The sequence below is a fragment of the Streptomyces sp. NPDC046335 genome, assembly GCF_055587985.1.
The window spans coordinates 418170-441710 of record NZ_JBVJFF010000003.1 but is presented as its reverse complement, the minus strand read 5'-3'; the positions used below and the strand labels follow the sequence as shown (position 1 = coordinate 441710).

The following is a 23541-nucleotide window of genomic DNA, read 5'->3' as shown; positions in this document are numbered from 1 at the left end:
CAATCGACCCCGGGAACAACCTAGTTCGAACGGAATTACGAATTTATGGGGTGGTGATGGTCGGATACAACCGTGCGTATTGCTCCCGGTATTCGTCGGCATGCCGTAGGCCGAGCGAGGTTGCGTGCCACCGGTATTCGGCAACGTGCGTGTCGCCGTCAGCCATCCATGGCCTCAGCTCGATGAAGCCGCGGCTGGGATGTGCGCCGCGTTGGGGTCGGTAGCCCACCGCCAGGAAGAACAACGACTTGCCGGTCAATGCGCTCTCATGCACGCCCTCGTCTCCGGTGGCGATCACGCGTGACAGCGTCCCCCAAAGCCACTCGGACAGGAGATGTGCCGGAGTCTTCGGCGCTGGCGGCTCGCCCCGGCCTGCACGGGCGCACGCCCGCCCGCGCCGGGTCATCTCCACGAGAGTCCGTTCGGCCGCACCGATACCGTCGACCTCCACGGAGTCCCTGCTGACGATGATCAGTCCGAGGCGCTCCAGTGAGCTGAGGGTGGCTCCCGCGCCCTGGTCATGAACGCTCTGGGCGCGCAGCCGTTGTTGTAGGCGCGTAAAGCCGAAAACCTCAACCGGTGCGTGTACAGAGAACGGCATCTTCCGCCACTGCCGGGCCGGCGGGACCCCACTGCCGTTCTGCTTGCGCATCCACATCTCGGCTTCGGTCATTTGATCGTCTCGAAGAAATTCATCGAGGTAGACGCGCTGACGGTCGTTGAGCTCCGCCCAGCGTGCAAGTGCCGACGCGGGCGGGCTGGGCTGCTGCTCGTCGGGCAGGGCCGGGGAGATATCGCCGGGTCGTGTCCGCATCCAGGCATCCAAGACCATGCGCACCGGGACGCCGTACACCGTGGCTAGCTCCTTCACGAGGCGACCGGTGCATTCGGGCTTGCGCCAGTTCCAGCCGGACACGTGACGGCCCCGCTCAAGACAGCGGATCTTATGGGCGTCGACGAACAACGCCCGGCCTGCCGACGTATCACGCAGCCGACTGGCGGCGTCTTCGGCCGTCAGCCCGCAGGAGAAACGCAGATGGGCCAGTGTTTCGGTCCCACTCACTGCCTCGGTCAGGTCAGCCATCGAGCAGCGCAGTGCATCGCAAAGGCGCCGCGCGTTCCGCGCCTCTGGGACACAGGTTCCGTCCTCCCAGTACATGACCATCCGGGTCGTCACACCAACGCGGTCCGCCAACTCCTGCACAGACATCCCCGCGTCTTGACGCAGAGACCTGATCTTCGCGCACTGCACCAACAGCAAGCGCCTCGCCATGCCCCCAGCGAAGCGCAAGGAAGTCTTCGTGGCAACTCATGCACAGATGCGTCGAGGCGGGGCGTCGCCGCTTCCGATCGTCCTCGCTTCGGAGGTCGAGGACAAGCTGCAGCATGCCGTTGGCCTGCGCTGGAGTTGCACGCCAAGGTCACAGCAGGTACGAGAAGCGCAGTGCCCCGCCCTCCTCGCGATAGCAGCCCCGGCCGCGCTTCCCGTAAGGGTTGGGGAGCATCTGGATGGCCACCTTGTGTGGGGTGAGGGCGTAGGTGACCACCAGGAGGCGCCAGCGGTCGTTGCCCGCGTGCTGGCGGGCCGCGCGGACCTCGCTCTCCCCCAGCTCGAAGCGGCCTCCTCCGCCCCCGGTCGCCTTCACCTCGTACAGCAAGGGACGGCTGCCGGAGCCGACCCGGAAGTCGAAGCCGAGGCCGTCGTCGCCCGACGGGCCGGGGAAGGCTTTGCGACGGTTGCCCGACACCCAGCCGGTCTCGTCCATGTGGTCCGGGTAGCGCGCGCACAGCCATTGGTACGCGTACCACTCGCCCACGTACCCGATGGCCTCCCGTTGGGCCGTGGTCAGCCCGCTGTCCATACCACCTCCGTACCGCCGCCCGCGCGCGCGGCCGGTGGCCCGGGTGCTCTCGGTCCGGGGGAGGGGGTCCGTGAAACGGAGCGGACCGGCGGCGGTGATGCCTGGCGTAGATCCGCTGTTCAGGACCCGGTCAAGTTCGTGGGTGAGGGCGGTGAAGTCGCCGGAGTGCACGTCGAATTCGCGGCCGCCGACGGAGATCGACCGCCGTTCGCGCTCCCGTTCGCGCCGCTCGTGTTCCGCCGCGTTGCGCACCCGGTCCAAGTCGGCCTCGGACAGCCCGTGGTGCCCGGGATCCGTCGTCACCGCCATCCCGTCGGGCCATTGGCCGAGGGCCGCCAGCCAGCCGACGATGTCGGACGGGGACAAGGGGCGGAAGTCCAGCGCGCCCGCGGCCTCAAGCCGCGCGGTGACCTCCTCGGCCGGCTCGGCTCCGGTCAGGGCCGCGGGCAACGGATGTCCGGCTGCCCCGACCAGGACCGCGAGGTCGGCGGCCAGGCCGGTGATCGTACGGAGATTCGCGCCGCGGACCTGGTCGAGTGCCGGTAGGCGTTCGCCCGACCGGGGCAGCGGGCGGCCCAGGCGCAGCGCCAACTGGTCCTCCACGTGCGCCTCTAGGCTCCCCGTGTCGGCCGTGTCCAATGTGTACGTCCATGCCTCCGGCGTGGTGATCCAGTCGAGGGCCCGGACCGGGGGCCAGTTGGGCATCGGACGGCGCGCGTCGAAGTCCTCCAGTACCGCCCAGCGCAGCCGGTTGACGAGCTCCTTCTTGCGCAGGTCTAGGTGGGCGCGGAGTGCCTCCTCGTGCTCCTCGGCGTGGCTGATCGGTTCCAGGGGCGGGCCAAGCGCGCGCAGGGTGTCGTTCAGCTCGGCGAAACCGATGCCCAGGTCGCGCCGCAGTTCGTCCGTACCGCGGGCCACGCGGGCCCTGGCGATGAACTCGGATACGGGGGCCGGGAGTTCGGCAGCGAACTCCTCAAGGTGCGCCTGGAACTCCCGGGTGTCGCCCGGCGGCGGCAGAAGCAGCGAGTTCGCTGCCTCCGTGCCGAGCAGGTGGATGAGGAAGGGCCGGCAGCGCTCCAGGACCACGCCGATGGCCCCGTCGATCCGGCGGCTCGTCTCATCGACTTGGTGGACTGTGACTTCCAGGGCGTCGGCGAGCTCCTCCTGGCCCGGGTCGCGCAGGTCGGCGTGGCGGGTAGCGAGCTGGTGGGCGGCGAGGCGCAGTCGGTCACCCAACTCCCGCCGTCCCAGCAGCTCGGCGACCGCCACCACGATGCGGGTGATCTCGGGCCAGCCCGGCTCGCCCGCCGGGGCGAGGACGAGCGGATGCTTCGGATCGGGCAGCGGCAGCACTCCACCGAGGCGGCCTGGCAACGTCACGGGCTGGCCGTCGAGCTCGATATTCCAGGAGCGGTAGCGGTGCAGACGTATGCTCCGGACTAGGGACGTCAGCTCGCTCAACTCGGCCTCGCTCGTCCGGGGGCCGCGCGCCAGGTGGTCGGAGAGGACGCCCACGGCCAGGGTAAGCCAGGGCAGTTGTTGGACCAGGGGCTCTCCCATGGCCGCGGGGTCCACCCGTGAGCCGTCCACGGTCACTGTGAACATCAGGTCGTCGGTGTGCCGGACGGCGGTGGGGTGTTCGGCCGTCAGCAACTCGGCGGCCTCCGCCGAGACACCGGGAAGGGTGAGCAGGGGGCGCGCCATCTCCCGTATCAGCAGGGGCGTCAAGCCCTCGCGTTCACCACTGATGTAGAGCACGGCCCCGGCATCACCAGCGCCATCGCTCTCCCCTCCGTCCAGGGCGGACAGCGGAACGCTGATCAGCCGGTCTCCGGACTCAGCGAGCAGACTGGTGCTCTCGGGCAGTGTGGGAAGGGGACGCTGTACGAGGTGCCTCCAGGCGCGTTCGTTCGCACGCTGCGCGGCGGGCCGGTCCTCGGCCCCCAGCGCGGCCTCCGCCGCAAGACGTCCGAGCGCGGCGATGAGGCGGGCGCAGTCCCGGGGATTGCCCCAGGTCGGCATCCGCATTTCCCGCAGGCGGTCGCCCGCCTTCCCGCGTTCCAGAAGGTGGCGCAGCCGATGGTCGACGGTCGGCGCGTACGAGGGCTCCTCTTCCAGCCCGGGCGGGCAGTGCCAGGCGTCGGCCGGCCGAACGAACCGGACGGCCCGGTCGCGACCCCGCACCGGGAGCCACGGCTGCTCCCGGACGAAGACGCCGAGTGGGGTTGGGATCCGTTCCCTGTCCGGGGAACTCTGGCTGCCGGCACTGGTCCAGACGCTGGCGAACCTCGCGTCCTCCCAGCTGGCCAGGCCATGCAGGACAAGCCGTGCGTATGCCAGCCGGGCCTCCTGCCCGAGGCGTTCGATGACGTCCTGGCCGGGGAGCCGCCAGGCGGGGGTTCCCCGGTACGGCGTCCTGGGGTAGTAGACACCGGGCCAGTGGACGTACGGTTCCCACTGCTCCTGCACCTTGGCAGACACCTTCGCCATGCGGACCAGCTGCCGAGTGCAGAGCTCCTGGCCTTGCTCTACCCGGCTCAAGGCGTCGGAGGACCTGACAGGGACCAGCCCGTCGGCCACCCCGGCCTCCAGTAGGAACGCCCGCCACTCCTCGGTCTCGCCCCGCTTGGCAAACTCCTCGGGCGCGGCAAGGAGGCGTCCAGTGATCGTCTTGAGGCTCTTCGACACGTCCTGCCCGGCGGCGACCACTGCCGCCAGGTCCTCACCGGCGGACGCGCGGCCCCAGCCCCGGCCGAAGACGGCGCCGCTCGCCCTGATCAGTCGGCCGTCCGCCGACGGTACGTACAGCCCGAGCGAGGAGATCTCCGTCCCGCCCAGCGAGCGCCGCAGCTGCCACAGCCGGAAGACGAACCGCAGAGTCTGGAGCCGCAGCCGGAGATCGGTGCTCGCGCTGAGCGCCTGCCGCACGTGGTCCAGCAAGCCCCTTGTGTCGTACGGCCGGACGAGCCCCTCCTGCTCGAGGAACGCGCGGGCGGCTCGCCCGCGCGTACGCTCGCCGCTGTCCTTCCAGACCAGCCCGGGGTGTAGGGAGAACAACCGCTTGCCGAGCAGGGCGGGGACGGACGGGGCCTCAGCCTGGTTCGCTTCCGTACGCACCGGTTGGAAGAACGCCTCACGGCGGACCCTCTGACTGCTCGGCTTGCCCTGGGTACTCATGCTTGTGCCCGTACCCGCTCTGCCGAGGGGACGGTTGGTGTGCCGCAGTGTGTGGTCGTCCGCGAGCAGCAACTGCCTGTCGTGCAGGACGTGCCCGTCGTCCTCGAAAACCGCGGCCAGGTCCTCGTACAGCGCGCTCCACTGCTCGGGGGGCTCACCGGGCCGGGGGAGGGGCAGGCCCGCGACAATCCATTCCACGTACTCGGCGAGCATCTCCGGGCCCGGCTCCCATGGACACGCAATGGCCTTGCACAGAGTTGCCAGCCGTTTCAGCCGGTCGCCGCCGATCTCGGGGTCGGCCACCACGATCCCGGCCTCGTGCGCGCGGTGGGCCGTGAGAACGGTCAGGTCGAGGTCCGGCCACAGGACCGCGCCCCGGGGCGGGGCCCAGCTCGTCTCCGGCAGGGCGCCGTCCGCGGCGAGGACAGGCACGAGCGGTACGTCGGCGAGTTCGCTCCTGTGCACACGCAGAGCCGCCGCGCGGAGCCGCCCCGCCGAGCCCTTCTCGCTCTCCCAGCTCACCAGGTCCACGGCCAGCTGCCGCATGGACGGCTCGGGCACGGTACGCAATACCGCGGCGGCTGCCAGACAGGTCTCGGCGACCGCGTCGAACAGCAGCACGTTGAGGGGGTTGTCGGAGGGAAGTCCGGTGCGGTCGAACTTGGTGAAGAAAGGGGCGTTCACGTGTCCTGGGAACGGCGCGGTCTGGTCCTCACCCATCGGCAGGAACGTGTAGATCTGCCCGCGTCGCGGTCGGCGCGGTGCGGGCAGAGGGAGCGCGACCTCGACGACGGCGGACCGCTTCCACGCTTGCCATGTGTCGTCGAGGAGCCCAGCACCCACGGCCTCGGCGAGGGTGCTGTTCAGCCGTTCCTTCTCCACGGTGCCCCGTACTACGAGAAAGGTGCCGGACGGCCCCAGATCCACGGTCGCGCAGGAGACGGGGAATCCGTGCCCGGTGCCGTCCTGCGCAACCGCGAAGCACTCCTCGGAGCGGGTCAGTTCATGCCGCTCGAGCGCCACGTGGCGGTCTGCCTCGCCACCGATGGCCCGCCGTTCCAGCGTCAGGCCAGCAAGCCGGTCGAGGTACAGCATCACCGGTACCTTCGCCTCCGCAAGCTCGCCCATCCGTAGCCGGACCTCGGCCCGGGCGGCCTCGCCCAGCAAGGGCAGCCGGACGATGGTTACGTACCCCCGGGCGGCGAGCTGCCGACAGGTCGCGGGCACACCGTCCAGCGGCAGGGGCGCCTGGAGCGGTGGATACTTGGCGGCCACCTCGTGGGCGTTGTTCTCACCGGCGAGGAACTCCTCCACGTCGACCTTCTGCGCGAAGCGGAAGCAGTACCCGTCCAATTCCGGGCCGAGCGGGCTGTCGGGGTCTGCGCTGTAGATCTCGGGTGCCTCGCTGATTAGCAAGATGCTGCGAAACCCGACCCCCTTGTTCCCGATGCCCTCACCGACCTCCTTCGAGCTCTGCGCGAGCTCGCAGATCCGCTCGACGTTCCGCCAGGTGAAGGGCGTCCCGCCGTTGGCAACGTACAACGTCCCCCACTCGCCCTCCGCCTCGTCCAGCAGTACGTGGATCCGTCCGTCACGGCGGTCCCTCGGATGCGCGTCGTAGCCGTTCTGCAGCAACTCGAAGAGCGAGCGGCCGGCGTACTCCCGCGCGCTCGTGTACGAGACGGAGTTCACCTGCCGCGCCATGCGCAGGACTTGCTCCGATCGGGCCCCCTCCAGCACGGACCGGCCATACTCGCGCAGCTGGTCGGCCCGGGCGTTCCTCGCCATGGTTCTCCCCTTACCTCAGCGTGACGAGGACGGTATCCCGCCCCACTGACATCAGGGGGCGAGGAACCACCCTATGGAGCGCTGCTCGGAGCTGACCCGTCCCAATACCCAACCGGGCTCAAGTCGTTGGCGGACATCCGTCGAGGCCAAGCCGTCCCGCTTCCGCGGCAAGATCGGCGTCTACGATCCGTCGAACGCGTACGGATACGCCAGCAACCAGGGCTACGCCAGCACGGTCCCCGACGGCTGGGACACCTTCAAGCGGCTGCTGCCCTTCGCCCGCGCCGACCACTCGTCCGGCGCGCTCGTCGAGAAGGTCGTCTCCGGCGAGTACGACGTCTCGATCAACCTCAGCGACGGTGTCGTGATCCCGACCGCCGAAGGCAGCGGCGGGCTGCTCGGTTGGAGCTACTCCGATGAGGGGACAGGAGCAAGGATGATCGCAGAGCTCGTCAGTCCGTGATGACGGCGTCACGGTGGATCCACTCCGGGGCGCGGGCCGCCTTGTAGAGGAAGTCGGCGACGTCCGCGCGGCTGATCGCCGGGTGGCCCTTCATCGGGAGGCGCTCGCCGACGCGGTACGTGCCCTTGGCGGGGTTCGCACCGGCCGCCCCCACCTCGACGACCGGGCTGTCGCGGTCCTGCGCGCCCTCGGCTCCGGAGCCACCGACGAGGCCGCCGCACGGGACCTGGGCATGTCGCTGCGTACCTACCGCCGCCGAGTCGCCGAACTGCTGAGCGTCCTCGACGCGGACTCACGTTTCCAGGCCGGAGTACGGGCGGGGGAACTGGGCCTGACCCGGGGCTAAACCTGTTCGGTCGTGATCCGAGCAGGCAGGAGGAAGGCAGCGGACTGCGATGGAGCCGACTGCTGCAGAGTGGTGGACGCCCTAGGTGCCGTGCGTCAGACTCGCGCACGTAATGCACGCAGCGCACACAACGCACACGGTCGATTTGTCCCAAACCGCCTGCGAGGGGCACTGACCTGCGACTCTTTCCACGCGTTTCTGTTCCACATGTTTCGCGATGACCCACCACGTGGAGTGTGTCGCCATCCTCGAACCGGCCGCGAAGGGCTCGTGACCTGCGGTTTTGCCCGTGCGCATTATGTGCGGTGTGGGCGTTATGGGCGATATCTTGACGCTGAAATGACGCTCGTGGCGCTCATTTGACGCTCGTTCTGATGGGGTGTCAGGCGTATCGCGTCGCTGGTCAGCTGGCCTGATGAGGAAGTCCGCGAGGCCGAGGTGCCGGAGAGTTCTGGTGTCAAACAGCCATGCTCAGCCATATCAGCAGAGCGCCCAGCGGGTTCTTCGTCTGCTGGTGGTACAGGCTCGATACTCCCCGTTGACCACGGGAAATGGGGGATCTTAAGGCCGGAGGAGCAGTGTCGGCCCGCGTATGGTCCGGATCTTGGGAGGGGCAGCAGATTGACGGGTCAGCTCCGCTGGTATGGCGGCAGCACGGTGAGTGGTGAGGGATTGCGGCTGAGCCAGTGGTGACGGTGGTGGCGAACATGGTTGTAGTCGATGTAGTGCCACCGGGGGCGTTTGAGTTTGGTGAGCAGGCGGTCCGCCAGGGTGTCGACGACCGTGAGGTCGTCGGTCAGGACGTAGGCTCCGGCGTCGAAGACGGCTGAGCTCCGCTCGCGCGGAGAGCACACCACGCCGTTCCACACGGCGACCGTCCAGGCCGGCTCACCTCCGCTCGAGCGGAGGCGCGACGGCTGGAGGGCTCACGGCGAAAGAATCCAACGTGTGTTGTATGAGGCGGAGACGAGAGCAATGTGCGGAAGGTGGAGCATGGGTCCGGGCAGTGCCGCGTGGTGGTCGGCCGCAGCCGCAGCCTCAGCGCTCAAAGACTCTTTGGAGCCCGAACTGGAGGAGGCTCGTGCGGTTTCCTCTGTAGGTCGTCTTGTCGAAGCCGGTGGGACGGCCGCCCCTGCTGCCCCGGCTCTGGCGGTGAGCGCGCTGATTCTTCGGCTCGGGGATGGTGTGCTTGATCTGGCGTCGCCGCAGGTAGCGGCGGTTGCGGCGGGACGAGTACGCCTCGTCGCCGCCGACATGGTCGGGTCGGGTGCGGGGGCGGCCACTATCGAGGCGACTGACCCGGATACGGTCCATGACGGGGATGAACTGTGGGGCGTCGCCCCACTGTCCGGGGGTGATCAGCAGGGCCAGTGGGCGCCGTCCGCCCTCCCCGGCGAGGTGGATCTTGCTGGTCAGGCCGCCCCGGGAGCGTCCGAGTCCCTCGTCGGGGCGGTGCTGCCGAGGCGTGCGTCTTTTCCCGGAACCCGCGGAGATCTCCGGCGCGCTCCGGCGGCGTGCTGGTGGGCCCGGCAGGAGGTCGAGTCCACGCTGACCATCGACCAGTCGATGCGGCCTTCTGTGTCGACGTCAGCCAGGACGGCGGCGAAGATTCTGTCCCAGGTGCCGTCCGCCGACCAGCGTCTGTGACGTTCGTGCATGGTCTTCCACTTGCCGAAACGTGCAGGCAGATCCCGCCATGGCATCCCCGTGCGGTTGCGATACAGGATCCCGTTGATGACCCTGCGATGGTTTACCCAACGGCCGCCCCGACTACCGGACTTCAGCATATGCGGCTTCAGCCGGGCCTATTCCGCGTTCGTGAGATCCCCTCGCCCCATGGGTATGCCAACGATCAAAGGGTGAGTCAGTCACATGATCCGTCGGACAGGCCCTAGTGATCACTGAGGCCGAGCTGACTCTAACTGACATGATCTGCCACCGGCCATGAAGGTAACGCCCAGTTGCGAAGGATCAGTGCGTAGCGGTCAGCTTGTGCCGTAGAGGGCGGCGGCTATCGCGGCTCGCATCTCGGTGGCACTGCCATATCGCTCCTGTGGATCACGCTCAAGGGCCCGCATGATGATCACCTCATACGCGGGCGGCAGCCCTGGGCGAATCTGCCCTGGGGGCGTTGCCACCTCGGACATCTGGCGCGACATCACTTCGAAGGCGCTGCTGGCAGGGAACGGCACCTGGCCAGTACACAGTTGGTAGAACACGACCCCTGCTCCGTAGATGTCGACGGAAGTCGTGGGGAGTTGGCCGCGGATGGTTTCGGGCGCCATGTAGTTGGCTGTACCCACAATGGTCCCGTTGCCCTGATGCAGCGGTCCTCGCCCTTCCTCCGCGATGACGTGAGAGATCCCGAAGTCGAGGATCTTGACCCTTCCATTCGGCGTCAGCATGATGTTGGCCGGCTTGACGTCGCAGTGAACTACCCCAGCTTGGTGGGCGGCCTCCAACCCGGATAGTGCGTCGTGAACGGCTTCTGCCGCTTCGTCGGGCGACAGCGGCCTGTCCTCATTGAGCGCGGTTGACAGGTCGATGCCCGGGACAAGCTCCATCACGAAGAACCGCCCGGTTTTGCCCTCGACCACGTCGTGGATCGCCGCCACGTTCGGGTGACTCAGTCCGGCCGCGACCCGCACTTCGTTCCAGAAGACCTGCCCTTCGACGGGTTCTTCTTGCCCATGTAGCTGGATCGATTTCAATGCGACCTGTCGGTCCAGGAGACGGTCATAAGCCACATGCACGGTTCCCATGCCTCCCCTCCCGATGGGGTGGAGCACCTCGTAGCGCTCGCCGACCGGGGTCGGCTCCACATAGCGTCGGGAAGCGGTTCCAGCGCTTCGGGCATCCGCCGACCGCAGGAGCAGTCGGTCGGCCAGCGCCTGTAGATGTGTCCCAGGAGCGGGTCGCGAGGCAGCTGCGGGGGTACGTGGCCTGCACCTGGGGTTGCGGGCGATGACCAGGGTGCCGGAGGTGTCGGTACCTGTGCGGTCAGGTGTGGGGCGGCCCTGTGCAGCCAGGGCTCTTTTGACATGGGCGTAGGCGGCGTCGATGCTGATTTCTGCAGGCCCGCCGGCGATGCCATGGGTGAGGACCTGGAGCAGCTCGCCGGTGAAGGCGGTGTAGGTTTCGCCGATCGGTGCGAGTGCGGGTAGGTCGTGGCGGGCGGAGCTGATGACCACTGCTCCCGTGGTCGCCACTTGCCCCCGTAGAGCGTCTGCAGCGTCAGCCATCAGCCCGTGGGCTTGCCCGCTGAAGCAGCTGTCGAGAATCACCACCCGGCGTTCCGCCCGGGTTTGGATCAGCACCGACTTCAGCCATGCGTATGGCAGGCAGGTCCACGGCTCATTTGGCCGCGAGCCGGTGACCGAGACCGAGTACCGCAGCTCGTCGTCGAGATGGCCGTGTCCGCTGTAGTAGACGAGCAGGGTGTCGGTGGCATCGGCGGACGCCCGTCGCACGGGGTCGATGAATTCGGATGACTGGCTGGGGTCGGTGACGACGGTGCAGTGCTCCGACGGCAGGCCCCAGCCTGGTGCTGAGGTGAAGAAGTCGGCGAGTGCTCCAAGGTTGTTCCGGACAGCCGGGAGAGACGGCAGGTGGTCGTAGTCCGCGACACCGATGAGGACCACCCGCGAGGTTTCCGGGCGGGGGAGTGGCATCGGCGACTACTCGCTCTCCAGTGCCCGGACGATCCGGGCAACGTCGGCTGGGTCACCGGAATCCACCGTCACCCGTACGTCGTCGCGCTCGATGGTAACGACCGGCGTCGACGGCCGGGTCCGGCGCCAGGAAGAAATTGCCAGCGCCAGGCTGGCCGTCGAAAAACCGGACTGAGTGACCAACGCGATGACTTCGAGGGCCCCTCCCATCTGGTCCTCGGCAGGCTGCGCAGACTGGAGGACGATGGTTGCCCCAGTCCTAGTCGCCGTGTCCTGGCGGAGCCACTGCGTGAGTTGACGCAAGTCCCGTCCAGGTGAGACCCCATCCACGGAAATGCGGTACTCCGGCATACCCAGGCCCCTCCCCCTCAGTCCCCGTCCGTTACGGGTGCGGACTGGCAATCCATGATAGAGCTGGCCGGACTTGGGGCTGAGGCGGGGCATGGTGCAGCTGCGCCTGGAGCGTCGTGACCAGCATCGGTTACCACCGCAAATGGACTGCTCAGGTCCGCTCAGAGTAGGGCGGCGTCGAGGACGAGTTCGGTGCGCGGGGCCTCCTGGGGAGTCCTGCGTCCTGCGATGAGCAGGCGGCGGGCCTGCTCTCGGAGATCTTCGGGGAGTTACGTGGAAACTGCGCGAGCCCAGTGGGCGCCGACTCGTCGTCCCTCACGCGAGGGCTGGGCTAGCAGCAGTGTCCACAGCCTGTGTCCGCTGGGCCGGCTTCGACACCGGCGTCGTGGACGATCGCGCATGCCGTTGCCGCTCGCGGTCTCCTCCACGTCAATGCCATCGGCAGCCATGATCTGAGGATGGCGTCCCAGCTGCTCGGTGTAGGCGGCCCTTGTTGGATCTCTGCCGCGTCCGCGTCGACGGGCGAAGGCGGCTTCGTCCTGGGCGGATGGATTTTGCGTCGTGACACTCATTTGACACGTGGCGCCTTCATGGAGGGAGATGAGCCGAAAAAGTGTCTCTGACTTGGGGTTTTCCCTGGCCTGTTCAGGCCGACATCTCTCCGATGACTTCGCACGTGGAGTGCGTGGCGATTCTGGAGCCGGTCAAGAAGGGCGACTGACCTGAGGGTTCCTGTTCAGGGGCAGTTTCTCGGCCTGTTTCACCGTCCAGCAGGTCGGGTTCCTCGCCACGGCAAGCCCGAGGACGTATGCCCTCGACGTGACGGCTCGTTCGAAGGCTCCGCTGCTGGTGGTCGATGAGTTGCCGTAGGGGCCTGAGGTCTTGTGGCGGCTCCTGGCGCGGCGGTCGACGTCGTGACGTGCCGGGTCACGGCAGTGACGTGCCGGGTCACGGCAGGAAGCCTTCCACTTCCACACCGAGGCCCTGGGTCCGGGCGGCGTCGAGGACGGCGTCGGCCAGGGCGATGTCCAGCACGCCCAGTCCGAACGGCGCGTAGACGATCGTGCGGCCCCGTTCGGGGGTGAACGCGCTCCCGGAGCCCTCGCCCTCGTCCAGGAGCAGTCGGCCGATTTCCGGGTCGATGAAGTCCCGATGCCCCGCGGCCTGCACGGCGAGGGCGAGGGAGGTGCGCTCGCGCAGCGCGTGATCGACGTCGTCGACGATGTTGTGCGCGTCGAGCAGCGACTCGGGCAGCAGATCGCGCAGAGAGATGTGCAGCACCACCGTGCCGGGCCGGGCTGCCTTCAGGTCCAGGTGCGGTTCGATGGCGGACGTGGCGACGGAGACCAGTCCGTGCGTGGCGAGCGCCCGCTCCGCGCTGTCGAGCGTGACCACCTCGGCTCCGGGTGCCATCGCGGCTGCCCGCGCGGCGAACTCGGCGGCCCGCCGCGGCGAACTGTCGTACAGCGAGAGCGTCTTCAGGCCGGGCAGGGCCGCCTGCACATGGCGCAGGATCTCCAGGTTGATCACACCGCAGCCGATCAGGGCCAGGCCGTCCGGGCGGCGGTCGCGGGTGAGCAGCTCGGCCGCGAGCGCGGCGCTCGCGGCGGTGCGCGTGGCGGAGATCAGGGAGCCCTCGATCAGGGCCTCCGGCCGGCCGGTCTCCAGCGAGTTGAGAATGATCGCCGCGCTGGCCCGCTCGATGCCTCTCTCGATGTTGTCGGGGAAGGAGGCGATCCACTTCATGCCCGCGGCCGGCTTGTCTCCGCCCCGGTAGGCCGGCAGGCCGATGACGCGGTTGCGCGGCTGCCCGGGGAAGCGCAAGAAGACGGAGTGCGGCACGCTGGTGTCGCCCTGTGCGTGAATGCGGTAGGCGTCGGCCACGGTTCGGATGTTGTCGAGTTCACGGCCGTCGAGGATCCGCGAGACCTCGGAGTGTCGCACGATGAGCATGACGAGATTCAGTCCTTCCACAGATACGCGACGGCCCGGGAACACAGCCGGCGCCGACCCGCCGGAACACGGGCGGGCGCCGGATCAGGCGCGGCGGGCGAGCAGTACGCGGTGCATGGGGGTGTCCAGCAGGGCGACGCGGTGCAGCTCGGAATCGGCCAGCCACTGGTCGTAGTCGTGCAGGGTGAACGCGTTGCCGCCGCCGGTGGCGAGCATCGAGGCGGCGAACAGCCGGGAGAACTTGTTCTGGACGGACGCGGGACCTCCGTCGTCGTCGATGATGTGGTCGGCGATGGCGACGAGGCCACCCTGGGTGAGGCTCTTGGAGGACTTCAGCAGCAGCTCACGGGCGGACTCCGGGGTCTGCAGATGGAAGATGTTCACGAAGAGGGCCAGATCGATGTCCGTGCCCCAGTCGTCGTTCCAGAAGTCCTTGACGACCACCTCGAACCGGTCGGCCACGTCCAGCTCCTGTGCCTGCCGCGACGCGATCGCGGTGATCCGCCCGGTGTCTAGGCCGCTCGCCGTCAGCGCGGGGAACTCGCGCAGCAGCAGCTGGCTGTAGATGCCGGTGCCGCAGCCCACGTCCAGGACCCGCGCCGACTCCCCGGTGGACCAGCCCAGGTCACGCAGCGCGGCGGTGAGCGTGCGGACGATCGGCGGCGCCCAGAAGTTGATGCCGCGGACCAGCGCGGTGTAGTCCTCCTCCGATATCTGGTTCACCCGCTCCCCGCCGGTGGCGTCGCGGGCGCCGGTGCGCACGTTCTCGGCGAGGTTGCGCCAGGCGTTCCAGGCCACCTTGCGGTCATGGCTGATCTTCCCGACGAGGCTGTACAGACCGTGCGGCGAGAACACGGCGTGTAGCTCGGGCGGCAGGGTGTAGAGGGCCCGCCCGTCGGCGTTGTGGCTTCGCCGGACCACGTCGTAGGCGTAGAGACCTTCCATGAGCACCCGGGTCGCGCGCAGATCGGTGCCGAGGGTCTCGGCGAGCTGCACGGCGGTGGCAGGACCGCGGGCCAGCGCGGAGAAGGCACCGAGGTCCTGCGCGGCTTCGATGACGCCGGGTGCCCACAGGCCGATCAGGTGCTCATAGAGGTGGTGCGCGGCCTGCGACTCGGCTTCGACGCCGGTCAGGCGGGCAGTGTCGACGAGCGGCGTGAAGCCGGCCGACGCGCCGGCGGTGGTCTCGCCCGGTGCAGTCACGGTGTGCTTCTCCTAGGGGTGACCTTCTGGCGGCAGTCGGTGGGAGGACAGGCGACCACCTGGGCCGCGTACGAGAGGCCCGCGCCGAAGCCCAGGAGGAGCACGGGGGCTCCGCCGGGAATCTCCCCGCGCTCCACGAGCTTCGACAGGGCGAGGGGGATGCTGGCGGCGGAGGTGTTGCCGGAGTCGACGACATCGCGTGCGACGATCGCCTCGGTGGCGCCGAGCTGCTTGGCGACGGCCTCGATGATCCGCAGGTTGGCCTGATGGGTGATTACGGCCGCCAGGTCCGACACGGCGACGTCGGCGCGCTCGCAGGCCTGGCGGGCGACCTGCGCGAGTGAGGTCAGCGCCCAGCGGTAGACCGTCTGTCCTTCCTGCTGGAACACCGCGGGCGGCCCTGCCGGACCGGAGGTCTCCAGAGTGATGGCCGAGCCGTCCTGCGGCCGCGAGCCCCACACCACGGGACCGATACCGTCCGGTTCGGTCCCCTCGGTGGCCGCGATCACCGCCGCGCCCGCGCCGTCGCCGAAGATGATGCAGGTGGAGCGGTCCTGCCAGTCGAGGAAGTCACTCATCTTGTCCACGCCCACGACCAGCGCGATACGGCTGCCGCCGCCCTGTACGGCGAGGGCGGCCGTGGCGAGCGCGTAACTGAAGCCCGCGCAAGCGGCGTTGAGGTCGAAGACGGCGGCGGCGGGGATCCCCAGACGGTGGGCGACACGGGCGGCGATGCTGGGCATGCGGTCCACGGCGGTGCAGGTCGCGACGGTGACCAGGCCGATGTCGGCGGCGTCCACACCCGCCAGGGCGACCGCCTTGGCCGCGGCGTCGGCCGCCATGTCGGCGACACTCTCGTCCGCGGCGGCTATGTGGCGGGTCGCGATGCCGACGCGGGATCTGATCCATGCGTCGGAGGTGTCGACCATGGTGGCGAGCTCGTCGTTGGTGAGTACCCGGCTCGGCTGGTAGTGGGAGATCGACAGGATCCGGCTGCCCGAAACGATCGCGGTCATCGCCTCGTGCTCTTCCTGGGCGACCATGGATTGCGCATGTGTGCTCCTCCTTCGGTCCACAGTGGTGCGCCACGGGCTCCGGCGGTGGCGGTCGTCGCGCGGTCAGCCGAGCACGGGGCCGTCGCCCGACCGGTCCGCGCGGCTGCGCCGGTTGTCCAGATGCGCGTACACCCGCTCCATCCAGCGATCGTTTCCGTCGTACCGCGGGGTGAAGGAGGTCCGTCCGTGCACCGTCACGCGGTTGTCCACCACCGCCAGGTCGCCCACCTGAAGGCGGTGCGCCGACATCGTCGCGACGAACGCGTCGCGCAGCGCGGCCATCGCGACCTTGGCCGTGTCGTCCTGCGGATGCGTGGCGGCGAAGTCGACCACGGCATTGGGGTCGGCCAGGGCCCCCTGAAGAATCGGATGCACCGAGAGGGCGCCGTCCTGAGTGCCGAAGGACGGCGGAGGATCGGTCCGGAACCGCGGCTCGGCGAGCACCTGGATCACGCTCGCTTCGAGGAGCGGCAGCGCCTGGCGGATCGACGACGTGCACAGCTTCGCGTCGCCGGTCGGGTCCTCCCGCAGGGACAACAGGCCCACGTAGTCGGGGCGGTTGTCGTGAAACGCGTTCTCGATGTGCAGTTCGAGGAGCACGGATCCGGCATTGCTCTGCGATATTTCATGACCCGGAACCGGCACCACGTTCTGTACGAGATGGCCGCCCTTCTCGTTGCGGAACGCGATGACCTCGCCCAATTGCAGCATCACCGTTGCGATGACGGCGGCGGCGGTCGTGGGCACACGCTCCACCGAATTCGGAACTCCCGGAGTCGGCGGGAGCTGCTCGCCGGCCGCCGTCACCGGCAGTCCGCGGAGCAGCAGGGTGCCTTGGGGACCCGGATCGTGCCGGAACGCTCGCAGCGCGCGCAGCAGTGTACGGGGGAGCAGCGCGGAGGCGTCCAGTGCGGCCGACGGCCATTCCGGGGTGTCGATGAGCGGGTGGCGGGGGCCGGTGAGTGTCCCGGCGAGTGCGGCGATCTCGGCCCGTTCCTCCGCGGTGATCTCATGAACGACCACCGATTCAAGGGCGGCGCTCGTGTCCGGCGCGACAAATTCAGGCAGCTGGATCTGATGCATAAGGCGACATTCCCCAAGTCCCAGGTCGGCGGCGAGCGTTAAGGCACTGTGGGAAGCCGGTCTATCACCGATCTATTCTCGCTGGACAGCGTCTATCGGACCTGCTGCCGCATCCTGCCCCGCGCCGGTCCGCCGAGGTCGGTGCCAGGCCCCGCCAGTAGGGTTTCTCCCCTGGTCCCGGTCTTCCCGAGTAGCTCAGATATAGATGAAATATTGAATCTGTCTGAACACTTCAGCCGTCCGATCGAATGGGACACCCGGCTGGACGCGGCGAGAGGGAGCCTGTGAAAGGGAAGGTTCACGCGGGGATTCTTGACGCAATCGGAGATACCCCACTCTTTGAATTCGAGAGAATCTTCTCAGGTGCGCCTTTCCGGGTCCTCGCGAAGATGGAGAGCTTCAACCCCGGTGGCAGCATCAAGGACAGAACCGCACTGAACATGCTGCTGCACAAAATCCGTAACGGAGAGCTCGACCCCGCGCGTTCGGTGGTCGTGGAATCGAGTTCGGGAAATCTGGGCGTGGGTCTTGCCCAGATCTGCCGGTACTTCGGGCTGCGTTTCATCTGTGTCGTCGACGGCCGCACCACGGCCCGCAACATCGCGGTGCTGCGCGCCCTCCAGTGCGAGGTCGAGATCGTCGAGCAGCCCGACGCGGTCACCGGCGAGTACCTGCCGGCCCGCCTCGCGCGCGTCCGTGAGCTGCTCGCGACCGTCCCGAACGCCTACTGGCCCAACCAGTACGGCAACCTGCTGAATCCGGGCGCTCACCAACAGACCATGCGGGAGATCGCCCAGGCCCTCGACGGGAGGGTCGACTATCTCTTCTGCGCCGTCGGGACGTTCGGCACCCTCCGTGGCTGTGCCGAATACGTTCGTGAGCACGACCTGGGGACGACCATCGTGGGCGTGGACGCCGTCGGCAGCGTCATTTTCGGAGGTCCGTCCGCGCCGCGTCTCATACCCGGTCATGGTGCTTCGATACGTCCGGAACTCCTCGACACCGCATTGGTGGACGCGGTGGTCCATATCACCGACCTGGAATCCGTGGCGGCCTGTCGCCGGATCGTCGCCAAAGAGGCGGTTCTCGTCGGCGGTTCCTCCGGCGCCGTGCTGGCGGCACTGAACAAGATGACCGACACGATCGAGCCAGGATCGAACTGTGTGCTGATCTTCCCGGACGGCGGCGACAGATATCTCGACACCGTCTACTCCGACGCCTGGGTCACGGCGAATTTCGGTGAAGTGACGCACCTGTGGAAGTAGCTCGAAAAAAACGGCAAGTGCAACAACAGATCCCTGTGACTGAAGGAGAAGTGTCCGATGCCCGAAGAGCAGACTGAAGGACCCGTGTACTGCGTCGTCCTGAACGACGAAGAGCAGTACTCCATCTGGTGGGCCGACCGAGAACTGCCGGCCGGCTGGCGCACGGACGGCACCAAGGGATCCCGCGAGGAATGCCTGAAGCACATCGGCGAGATCTGGACCGACATGCGGCCGCTCAGTCTGCGCAGGCGCATGGAGCAAGAAGCGGCGAAGTAGCTGGAGGCGGCGCCGAGCGACAGGCACCGCCTTTGTCACCGAGACACATCCGGACGGGAAAGCAGATATGGGCGTTGAGGCACGATCGACCGATACAGCCGACGCATACGTCCCCCTGCACGTACGAGTCGAGCGTCAGGCCACGCTGACGCCGTCGGCCGTGGCTGTGGTTGACGGGGCCGAGACATGCACCTACGCGGAACTCGAGTCCCGCGCGGCGCTGTTGGCTCACCGGCTCCGCGAACTGGGAGCCGCGCCGGAGGCGGCGATCGGGGTCTGCCTGCCGCGAGGCATCGATCTCGTCGTGTCGCTGCTCGCGGTCTGGAAGTCCGGCGCGGCCTATGTGCCCCTGGACCCCGAACACCCCTGGGAGCGGTCCGCGTGGGTGCTCAAGGACACCGGAGCGGACCTCGTCGTCGTCGACGACGCGCTGTCCGCCCAGGTGTCGGGCACCGGAGCGCGACCCGTCGCGCCCACCTGTGCTGCGGGCCCGGAATCCCCTGCCGGGCCCGCTTCGGACGTACCCGGCGAGCAGGCTGCGTACATCCTCTACACCTCGGGCTCCACGGGCCGCCCCAAGGGCGTGGTCGTCAGCCATGCCGGAATCGCCAACAGGGTCTCCTGGGTGGTGCGCAGGCAGGGGCTCGGCCCGGCGGACCGTGTGCTGCACAAGACGACGCTCACCTTCGACGCGGCCTGCTGGGAGGTGTTCGCCCCGCTGGTGTCCGGAGGAACGGTCGTCCTCGCGCCGCGGGGAGCGGAGGCCGACGCCGCCACGCTGCTGCGCGCGGTCGCCGCCCACGAGGTGACCGTGCTTCAGGTCGTGCCGTCCATGCTGCGCGTCCTGGCGGACGAACCGGGCTGGGCGGACTGCACCGCACTGCGTCTCCTGTTCTCCGCCGGGGAACCCCTCCACGCGGAACTGGTCCAACGCGTCCTGGCCTGGCGGGACGTGGAGGTCTGGAACACGTACGGCCCGACGGAGTGCTCGATCGACATCACGGCCCACCGGTTCGATCCCGCGCAGCAGCACGGCTCCGTGCCGATCGGCAGGCCCATCCCGGGCATGCGCGTGCTCGTCGCGGACTCCGAGGGGCGCCCCGTCTCGGTGGGCACCCGAGGCGAGCTGTACGCGGGCGGTGTCGGGGTCGCCCGAGGCTATCTGGGGCAGCCTGAGCGCACGGCCGAGAGCTTCGTCCCCGATCCCTTCGCGGCCGACGGGTCCCGTCTGTACCGCACCGGCGACCTGGTCCGCTGGACCCCCGAGGGGACCCTCGAGTATCTGGGCCGCGCCGACGGCCAGGTCAAGGTCAACGGGGTACGTGTCGAACCCGGGGAGGTGGAGGCCGCCCTGGTGGCGCACCCCGATGTGCGGGGAGCCGTCGTCAAGGCCTTCACCCGTGACGGCGCCACCCGCCTGGTGGGATACGTGCAGCGCAGGGATGCCCGGGAAGGGCAGCGTGCCGACGCCGACCTGCGGGGCTTCCTGCGCACCCGGCTGCCCGGCAGCCATGTGCCCGCCGTCGTCGTCGAGCTCGACGCGTTCCCGCTGACCCCCAACGGCAAGGTGGATCGCCTCGCCCTGCCCGAACCGGCTCCCGACGCCGGCCAGGACGTCACGGCCCCGCGCACCGAGGCCGAGCGTCTCGTGGCGAGCGTCTGGCAGGACCTGCTCGGCGACGAGGACATCGGGGTGAACTCCGACTTCTTCCGGCAGGGCGGCACCTCGCTCCAGCTCACGCGCCTCGCCAATCGGCTGCGCTCGGCGTCCGGCAGGGAAGTCCGGCTCCGGGAACTGCTCACGGCGACGACCGTCGAGGCCCAGGCCCTGCTCATCGAGGGGTATGCCGAGGACGCGACCTCGCTGCCCAAGGTCCCGCGTCCCACCGGTGGTTCGGGCGGTCTTCAGGTCTCGTACGGACAGCGCCGCCTGTGGTTCCTCGACCGGATGAACCCCGGCAGCCCGGAATGGGTCTCCGTCCTGCCGCTGCGGGTCCCCGCCGACGCGAGCGACGACTCGGTCCGGCGCGCTCTGGACGCCCTGGTCGCCCGCCACGAGGCGCTGCGCACCCGGTTCGCCGTGGTGGACGGCGAGCCGACGCAGTTCGTGATGGAGCCGGGCGCCCAGGAGCTGACGGTGGTGGAGACGGACCAGGACCAGCTCCCTCAGGTCCTCGCTGCGACCGCCGAACGCGGCTTCGACCTGGAGAAGGGACCCGTGCTGCGGGCCCTGCTGGCCAGGGTGCCCGCCCCGCAGGGGGAGTCCGTCCTCTCCCTGGCGATCCATCACATCGCCTGCGACGGCTGGTCATCGGCGATCCTCGACCGCGAGTTCCATGAGCTCCTGGCCTCCGAGATGAGCGGCCGCCCCGCCCGCCTGGCGCCGCCGCGCCGCCAGTACGCCGACTACGCCGCATGGCAGCGGAGCGCCGAGGACCAGGCGTCCACCGAACGCGAGATCCAGCACTGGGCGTCCGTCCTCGACGGCGTCGAGCCCCTGCCGCTGCCCACCGACCGGCCCCGCCCGCCGGTGCGCGACGGGCGCGGCGGCATCGTCGCCTTCACCCTGCCCGCCCCCCTCACGGCGGCGCTCGAAGAGCTGGGCCGACAGCACGGCGCCACACCGTACGAGACCCTGCTGACCGCGTTCGCCACGCTGCTCGCCCGCTACACCGGCCAGTGGGACACCCCCATCGGCACCCCGGTGGCCGGCCGGGACCGCGAGGAGACCGAGGAGATCGTCGGCTTCTTCCTGAACAGCCTCGTCATCCGCTGCCGCCCGCGGGCCGGCCTCGGCTTCGCCCGGGCCCTCGACGACGTACGAGGCGTCTTCCGCGAGGCGCTCGCCCATCAGACGCTGCCCTTCGAACGCCTCGTCGCGGCACTCGACGCCGAGGGCGACCTCGCCCGCACACCGCTCTACCAGGTGGCCTTCGACCTCCACGACGAGGAGCTCACCGGATCGGCGGCGCTCGACGACTTCCACTCCCTGGAAGACGCCTGGAACGTGGCCAAGACCGACCTCAGCCTCTTCATGCGGCGGGCCGCCGACGGAAGCATGATCGGCGGCCTCGAGTACGCCACCGCGCTGTTCGACCGCACGACCGTCGAACGCCTCGCCCAGCACTTCGTCCGCGTCGTCGAAGCCGTCACCGCCCGCCCCGAACTGCCCCTGGGCCGGCTTCCGCTCCTGTCCCCGCAAGAGAGCGACCGACTCTCCGAATGGAGCCGAAACCCGGGCACGCGGCCCGACGCGTGCTCCTACGAGGTGTTCGAGCGGTGGGCCGCCGCCACACCGGACGCGATCGCCGTGACCGGCGACGGCACCGACCTCACGTACCGCGCACTCGACGAGCGCGCGAACGTCCTCGCGCACCGGCTGCGGGCGCTCGGGGTGGGCCCCGAGGACGTGGTCGGCGTGCTCCTCGACCGCGGCCCCGAGCTGCTGGCGGCACTCCTCGCCGTGTGGAAGGCAGGCGGCGCCTATCTGCCGCTCGACCCGTCGTACCCCGCGGCACGCATGGAGGCCGTGCTCGCCGACGCGGGCGCCCGCGTCCTGGTGCTCGACTCGGCAGGCCGCGACCGGATCGGGCGGCCGCCCGGCACGCGCCTGCTGCTCACCGAAGCGGCCACCGAGCCCGCCGTGACCACCGCGCCCGACCGCACCCCCGATCCGGACGGCCTCGCCTACGTCATCTACACCTCCGGTTCCACAGGACGCCCCAAAGGAGTGCAGGTCACCCACGCCGGACTGGCCAACCACCTCGTCTGGGCCGCCGCGGAACTCGCGGGACGGGGCGAAGGCGGCGCCCCGGTCTTCTCGTCCATCGCCTTCGACCTGGTCGTACCGAACCTGTGGGCTCCCCTCATGGCCGGCCGGACCGTCACCCTGCTGCCGCAGGACCTCGACCTCAGCACCCTGGGCCGGCAGTTGACGGAGGCCGGCCCCTTCGCCTTCGTCAAGATGACCCCGGCCCACCTGGAGATCCTCTCCGAGCAGCTCTCCGCCGAGCAGGTACGCGCCCTGGCGACGGTGTACGTGGTGGCGGGCGAGGCCCTGCCCGGCCGGCTCGTCGACCGCTGGGCCGCACCGGTGATCAACGAGTACGGCCCCACCGAGGCGTCCGTCGGAACCTGCGTCTTCCCGGCACCCGACCAGGGCAACCGGGAGATCGTGCCCATCGGACGCCCGCTGCCGAACGTGACGATGCGGGTGCTCGACCCGTACCTTCAGCCGGTGCCCGTGGGCGTGACGGGGGAGCTGTACGTCGGCGGCGCGGGCGTGGCCCGTGGCTACGCGGGCCGGCCCGCACAGACCGCCGCGGCCTTCCTGCCCGACCCCTTCGGCGCGCCCGGCGACCGGATGTACCGCACCGGCGACCTGGTCCGGCTGCTGCCCGGTGGCGACGTCGACTTCCTCGGACGCATCGATCACCAGGTGAAGATCCGCGGCCACCGCATCGAGACCACGGAGATCCAGCTGGTCCTCGCCGACCACCCGCAGGTGCGTGAGGCGGTCGTCACGGTCCGGGAGACCGGCCCCGGGGACCGCGGCCTCGTCGCCCACTATGTGGCCGCGGGCGACGCACTCCCCACCCATGACGACCTCGTCGACCACTGCGCGGACCGCCTGCCCCCCTACATGGTGCCGTCGGCGTTCACGGCACTGCAGGCCCTCCCGCTCAACGCCAACGGCAAGGTGGACCGGGCCGCTCTCGCCTCACTCGAACCCCAGGGAGAGCCGGACGTCGTGGCGCCGCGCACCGTCGTGGAGGAGCGCATCGCCGAGATCTGGACCGACCTCCTGGGCCGGGACGTCGGAGTGCTCGGCCACTTCTTCCACACGGGCGGCAATTCCATCCTCGCGATCCGTCTGGTCGCGAGCGTTCAGGACGCTTTCGAGATCGAGCTGCCGATGAGGGCCGTCTTCGAGGCGCCGACCGTCGCCGAACTCGCCACGACCGTCGAGGAACTGATCCGGGCCGAGGTCGAGGCGCTGACGGACGACGAACTCATCGCTCAATCACAGCCGTCCGGGGAGTAGAACA

At 69.1% G+C, this 23541-nt stretch carries 13 protein-coding genes and 2 pseudogenes; 5 read left to right on the top strand and 10 right to left on the bottom strand.

Annotated features, from left to right (window positions below; translation table 11 throughout):
- Positions 1-43 precede the first annotated feature (43 nt).
- Both ACZ6JY_RS08645 and ACZ6JY_RS08640 read right to left on the bottom strand, forming a co-directional pair.
- Positions 44-1273: a helix-turn-helix transcriptional regulator gene (locus ACZ6JY_RS08645; protein ID WP_469193622.1), complete on the bottom strand. Its 1230-nt coding sequence runs from the start codon at positions 1271-1273 to the stop codon at positions 44-46.
- Between the two features lie 148 nt (positions 1274-1421).
- Positions 1422-6827 carry a sacsin N-terminal ATP-binding-like domain-containing protein gene (locus ACZ6JY_RS08640; protein ID WP_469193620.1) on the bottom strand — a complete coding sequence of 1802 codons (5406 nt, stop codon included), beginning with the start codon at positions 6825-6827 and terminating at the stop codon, positions 1422-1424.
- A 73-nt stretch (positions 6828-6900) separates the two neighbouring features.
- Here ACZ6JY_RS08640 and ACZ6JY_RS08635 point away from each other — a divergent pair, with 73 nt between their 5' ends.
- The gene (locus ACZ6JY_RS08635; RefSeq protein WP_469193618.1) at positions 6901-7290 is read left to right on the top strand and encodes a hypothetical protein; all 390 of its coding nucleotides are present in this window, start codon (positions 6901-6903) and stop codon (positions 7288-7290) included.
- 142 nt (positions 7291-7432) lie between these two features.
- Positions 7433-7636 (top strand): annotated as a pseudogene (locus ACZ6JY_RS08630) (DNA-binding response regulator); the annotation flags it as partial.
- 629 nt (positions 7637-8265) lie between these two features.
- On the opposite strand, the gene ACZ6JY_RS08625 reads toward ACZ6JY_RS08630, so the two are convergent.
- The 8 genes and pseudogenes from ACZ6JY_RS08625 to ACZ6JY_RS08590 all read right to left on the bottom strand — a co-directional run bounded on the left by ACZ6JY_RS08625 (position 8266) and on the right by ACZ6JY_RS08590 (position 16952).
- A complete protein-coding gene (locus ACZ6JY_RS08625) occupies positions 8266-8493 on the bottom strand; it encodes a hypothetical protein (RefSeq protein WP_469193616.1) in 228 nt (75 codons plus the stop codon).
- A gap of 235 nt (positions 8494-8728) precedes the next feature.
- A pseudogene (locus ACZ6JY_RS08620) lies at positions 8729-9423 on the bottom strand (IS5 family transposase); the annotation flags it as partial.
- A 198-nt stretch (positions 9424-9621) separates the two neighbouring features.
- Positions 9622-11277: a caspase, EACC1-associated type gene (locus ACZ6JY_RS08615; protein WP_469193614.1), complete on the bottom strand. Its 1656-nt coding sequence runs from the start codon at positions 11275-11277 to the stop codon at positions 9622-9624.
- 36 nt (positions 11278-11313) lie between these two features.
- Positions 11314-11658: an effector-associated constant component EACC1 gene (locus tag ACZ6JY_RS08610; RefSeq protein WP_469193612.1), complete on the bottom strand. Its 345-nt coding sequence runs from the start codon at positions 11656-11658 to the stop codon at positions 11314-11316.
- Between the two features lie 948 nt (positions 11659-12606).
- Positions 12607-13611, bottom strand: a complete 1005-nt coding sequence (sbnB, locus tag ACZ6JY_RS08605; RefSeq protein ID WP_469193610.1) for a 2,3-diaminopropionate biosynthesis protein SbnB — start codon at positions 13609-13611, stop codon at positions 12607-12609.
- An 84-nt stretch (positions 13612-13695) separates the two neighbouring features.
- Positions 13696-14814 carry a class I SAM-dependent methyltransferase gene (locus ACZ6JY_RS08600; protein WP_469193608.1) on the bottom strand — a complete coding sequence of 373 codons (1119 nt, stop codon included), beginning with the start codon at positions 14812-14814 and terminating at the stop codon, positions 13696-13698.
- On the bottom strand, positions 14811-15857 hold the full coding sequence (locus ACZ6JY_RS08595; protein ID WP_469193606.1) for a beta-ketoacyl-ACP synthase III: 1047 nt from the start codon (positions 15855-15857) through the stop codon (positions 14811-14813). The genes ACZ6JY_RS08600 and ACZ6JY_RS08595 overlap by 4 nt, the downstream gene beginning before the upstream one ends.
- A gap of 75 nt (positions 15858-15932) precedes the next feature.
- Positions 15933-16952 carry a TauD/TfdA family dioxygenase gene (locus ACZ6JY_RS08590; protein ID WP_469193604.1) on the bottom strand — a complete coding sequence of 340 codons (1020 nt, stop codon included), beginning with the start codon at positions 16950-16952 and terminating at the stop codon, positions 15933-15935.
- A 248-nt stretch (positions 16953-17200) separates the two neighbouring features.
- Here ACZ6JY_RS08590 and sbnA point away from each other — a divergent pair, with 248 nt between their 5' ends.
- The 3 genes from sbnA to ACZ6JY_RS08575 all read left to right on the top strand — a co-directional run bounded on the left by sbnA (position 17201) and on the right by ACZ6JY_RS08575 (position 23537).
- Positions 17201-18217 (top strand): 2,3-diaminopropionate biosynthesis protein SbnA, encoded by a 1017-nt coding sequence (gene sbnA / locus ACZ6JY_RS08585; protein WP_469193602.1) that lies wholly within the window; start codon positions 17201-17203, stop codon positions 18215-18217.
- 57 nt (positions 18218-18274) lie between these two features.
- Positions 18275-18493, top strand: a complete 219-nt coding sequence (locus ACZ6JY_RS08580; protein WP_447035931.1) for an MbtH family protein — start codon at positions 18275-18277, stop codon at positions 18491-18493.
- 67 nt (positions 18494-18560) lie between these two features.
- The gene (locus tag ACZ6JY_RS08575) at positions 18561-23537 is read left to right on the top strand and encodes an amino acid adenylation domain-containing protein (protein ID WP_469193600.1); all 4977 of its coding nucleotides are present in this window, start codon (positions 18561-18563) and stop codon (positions 23535-23537) included.
- Positions 23538-23541 lie beyond the last annotated feature (4 nt).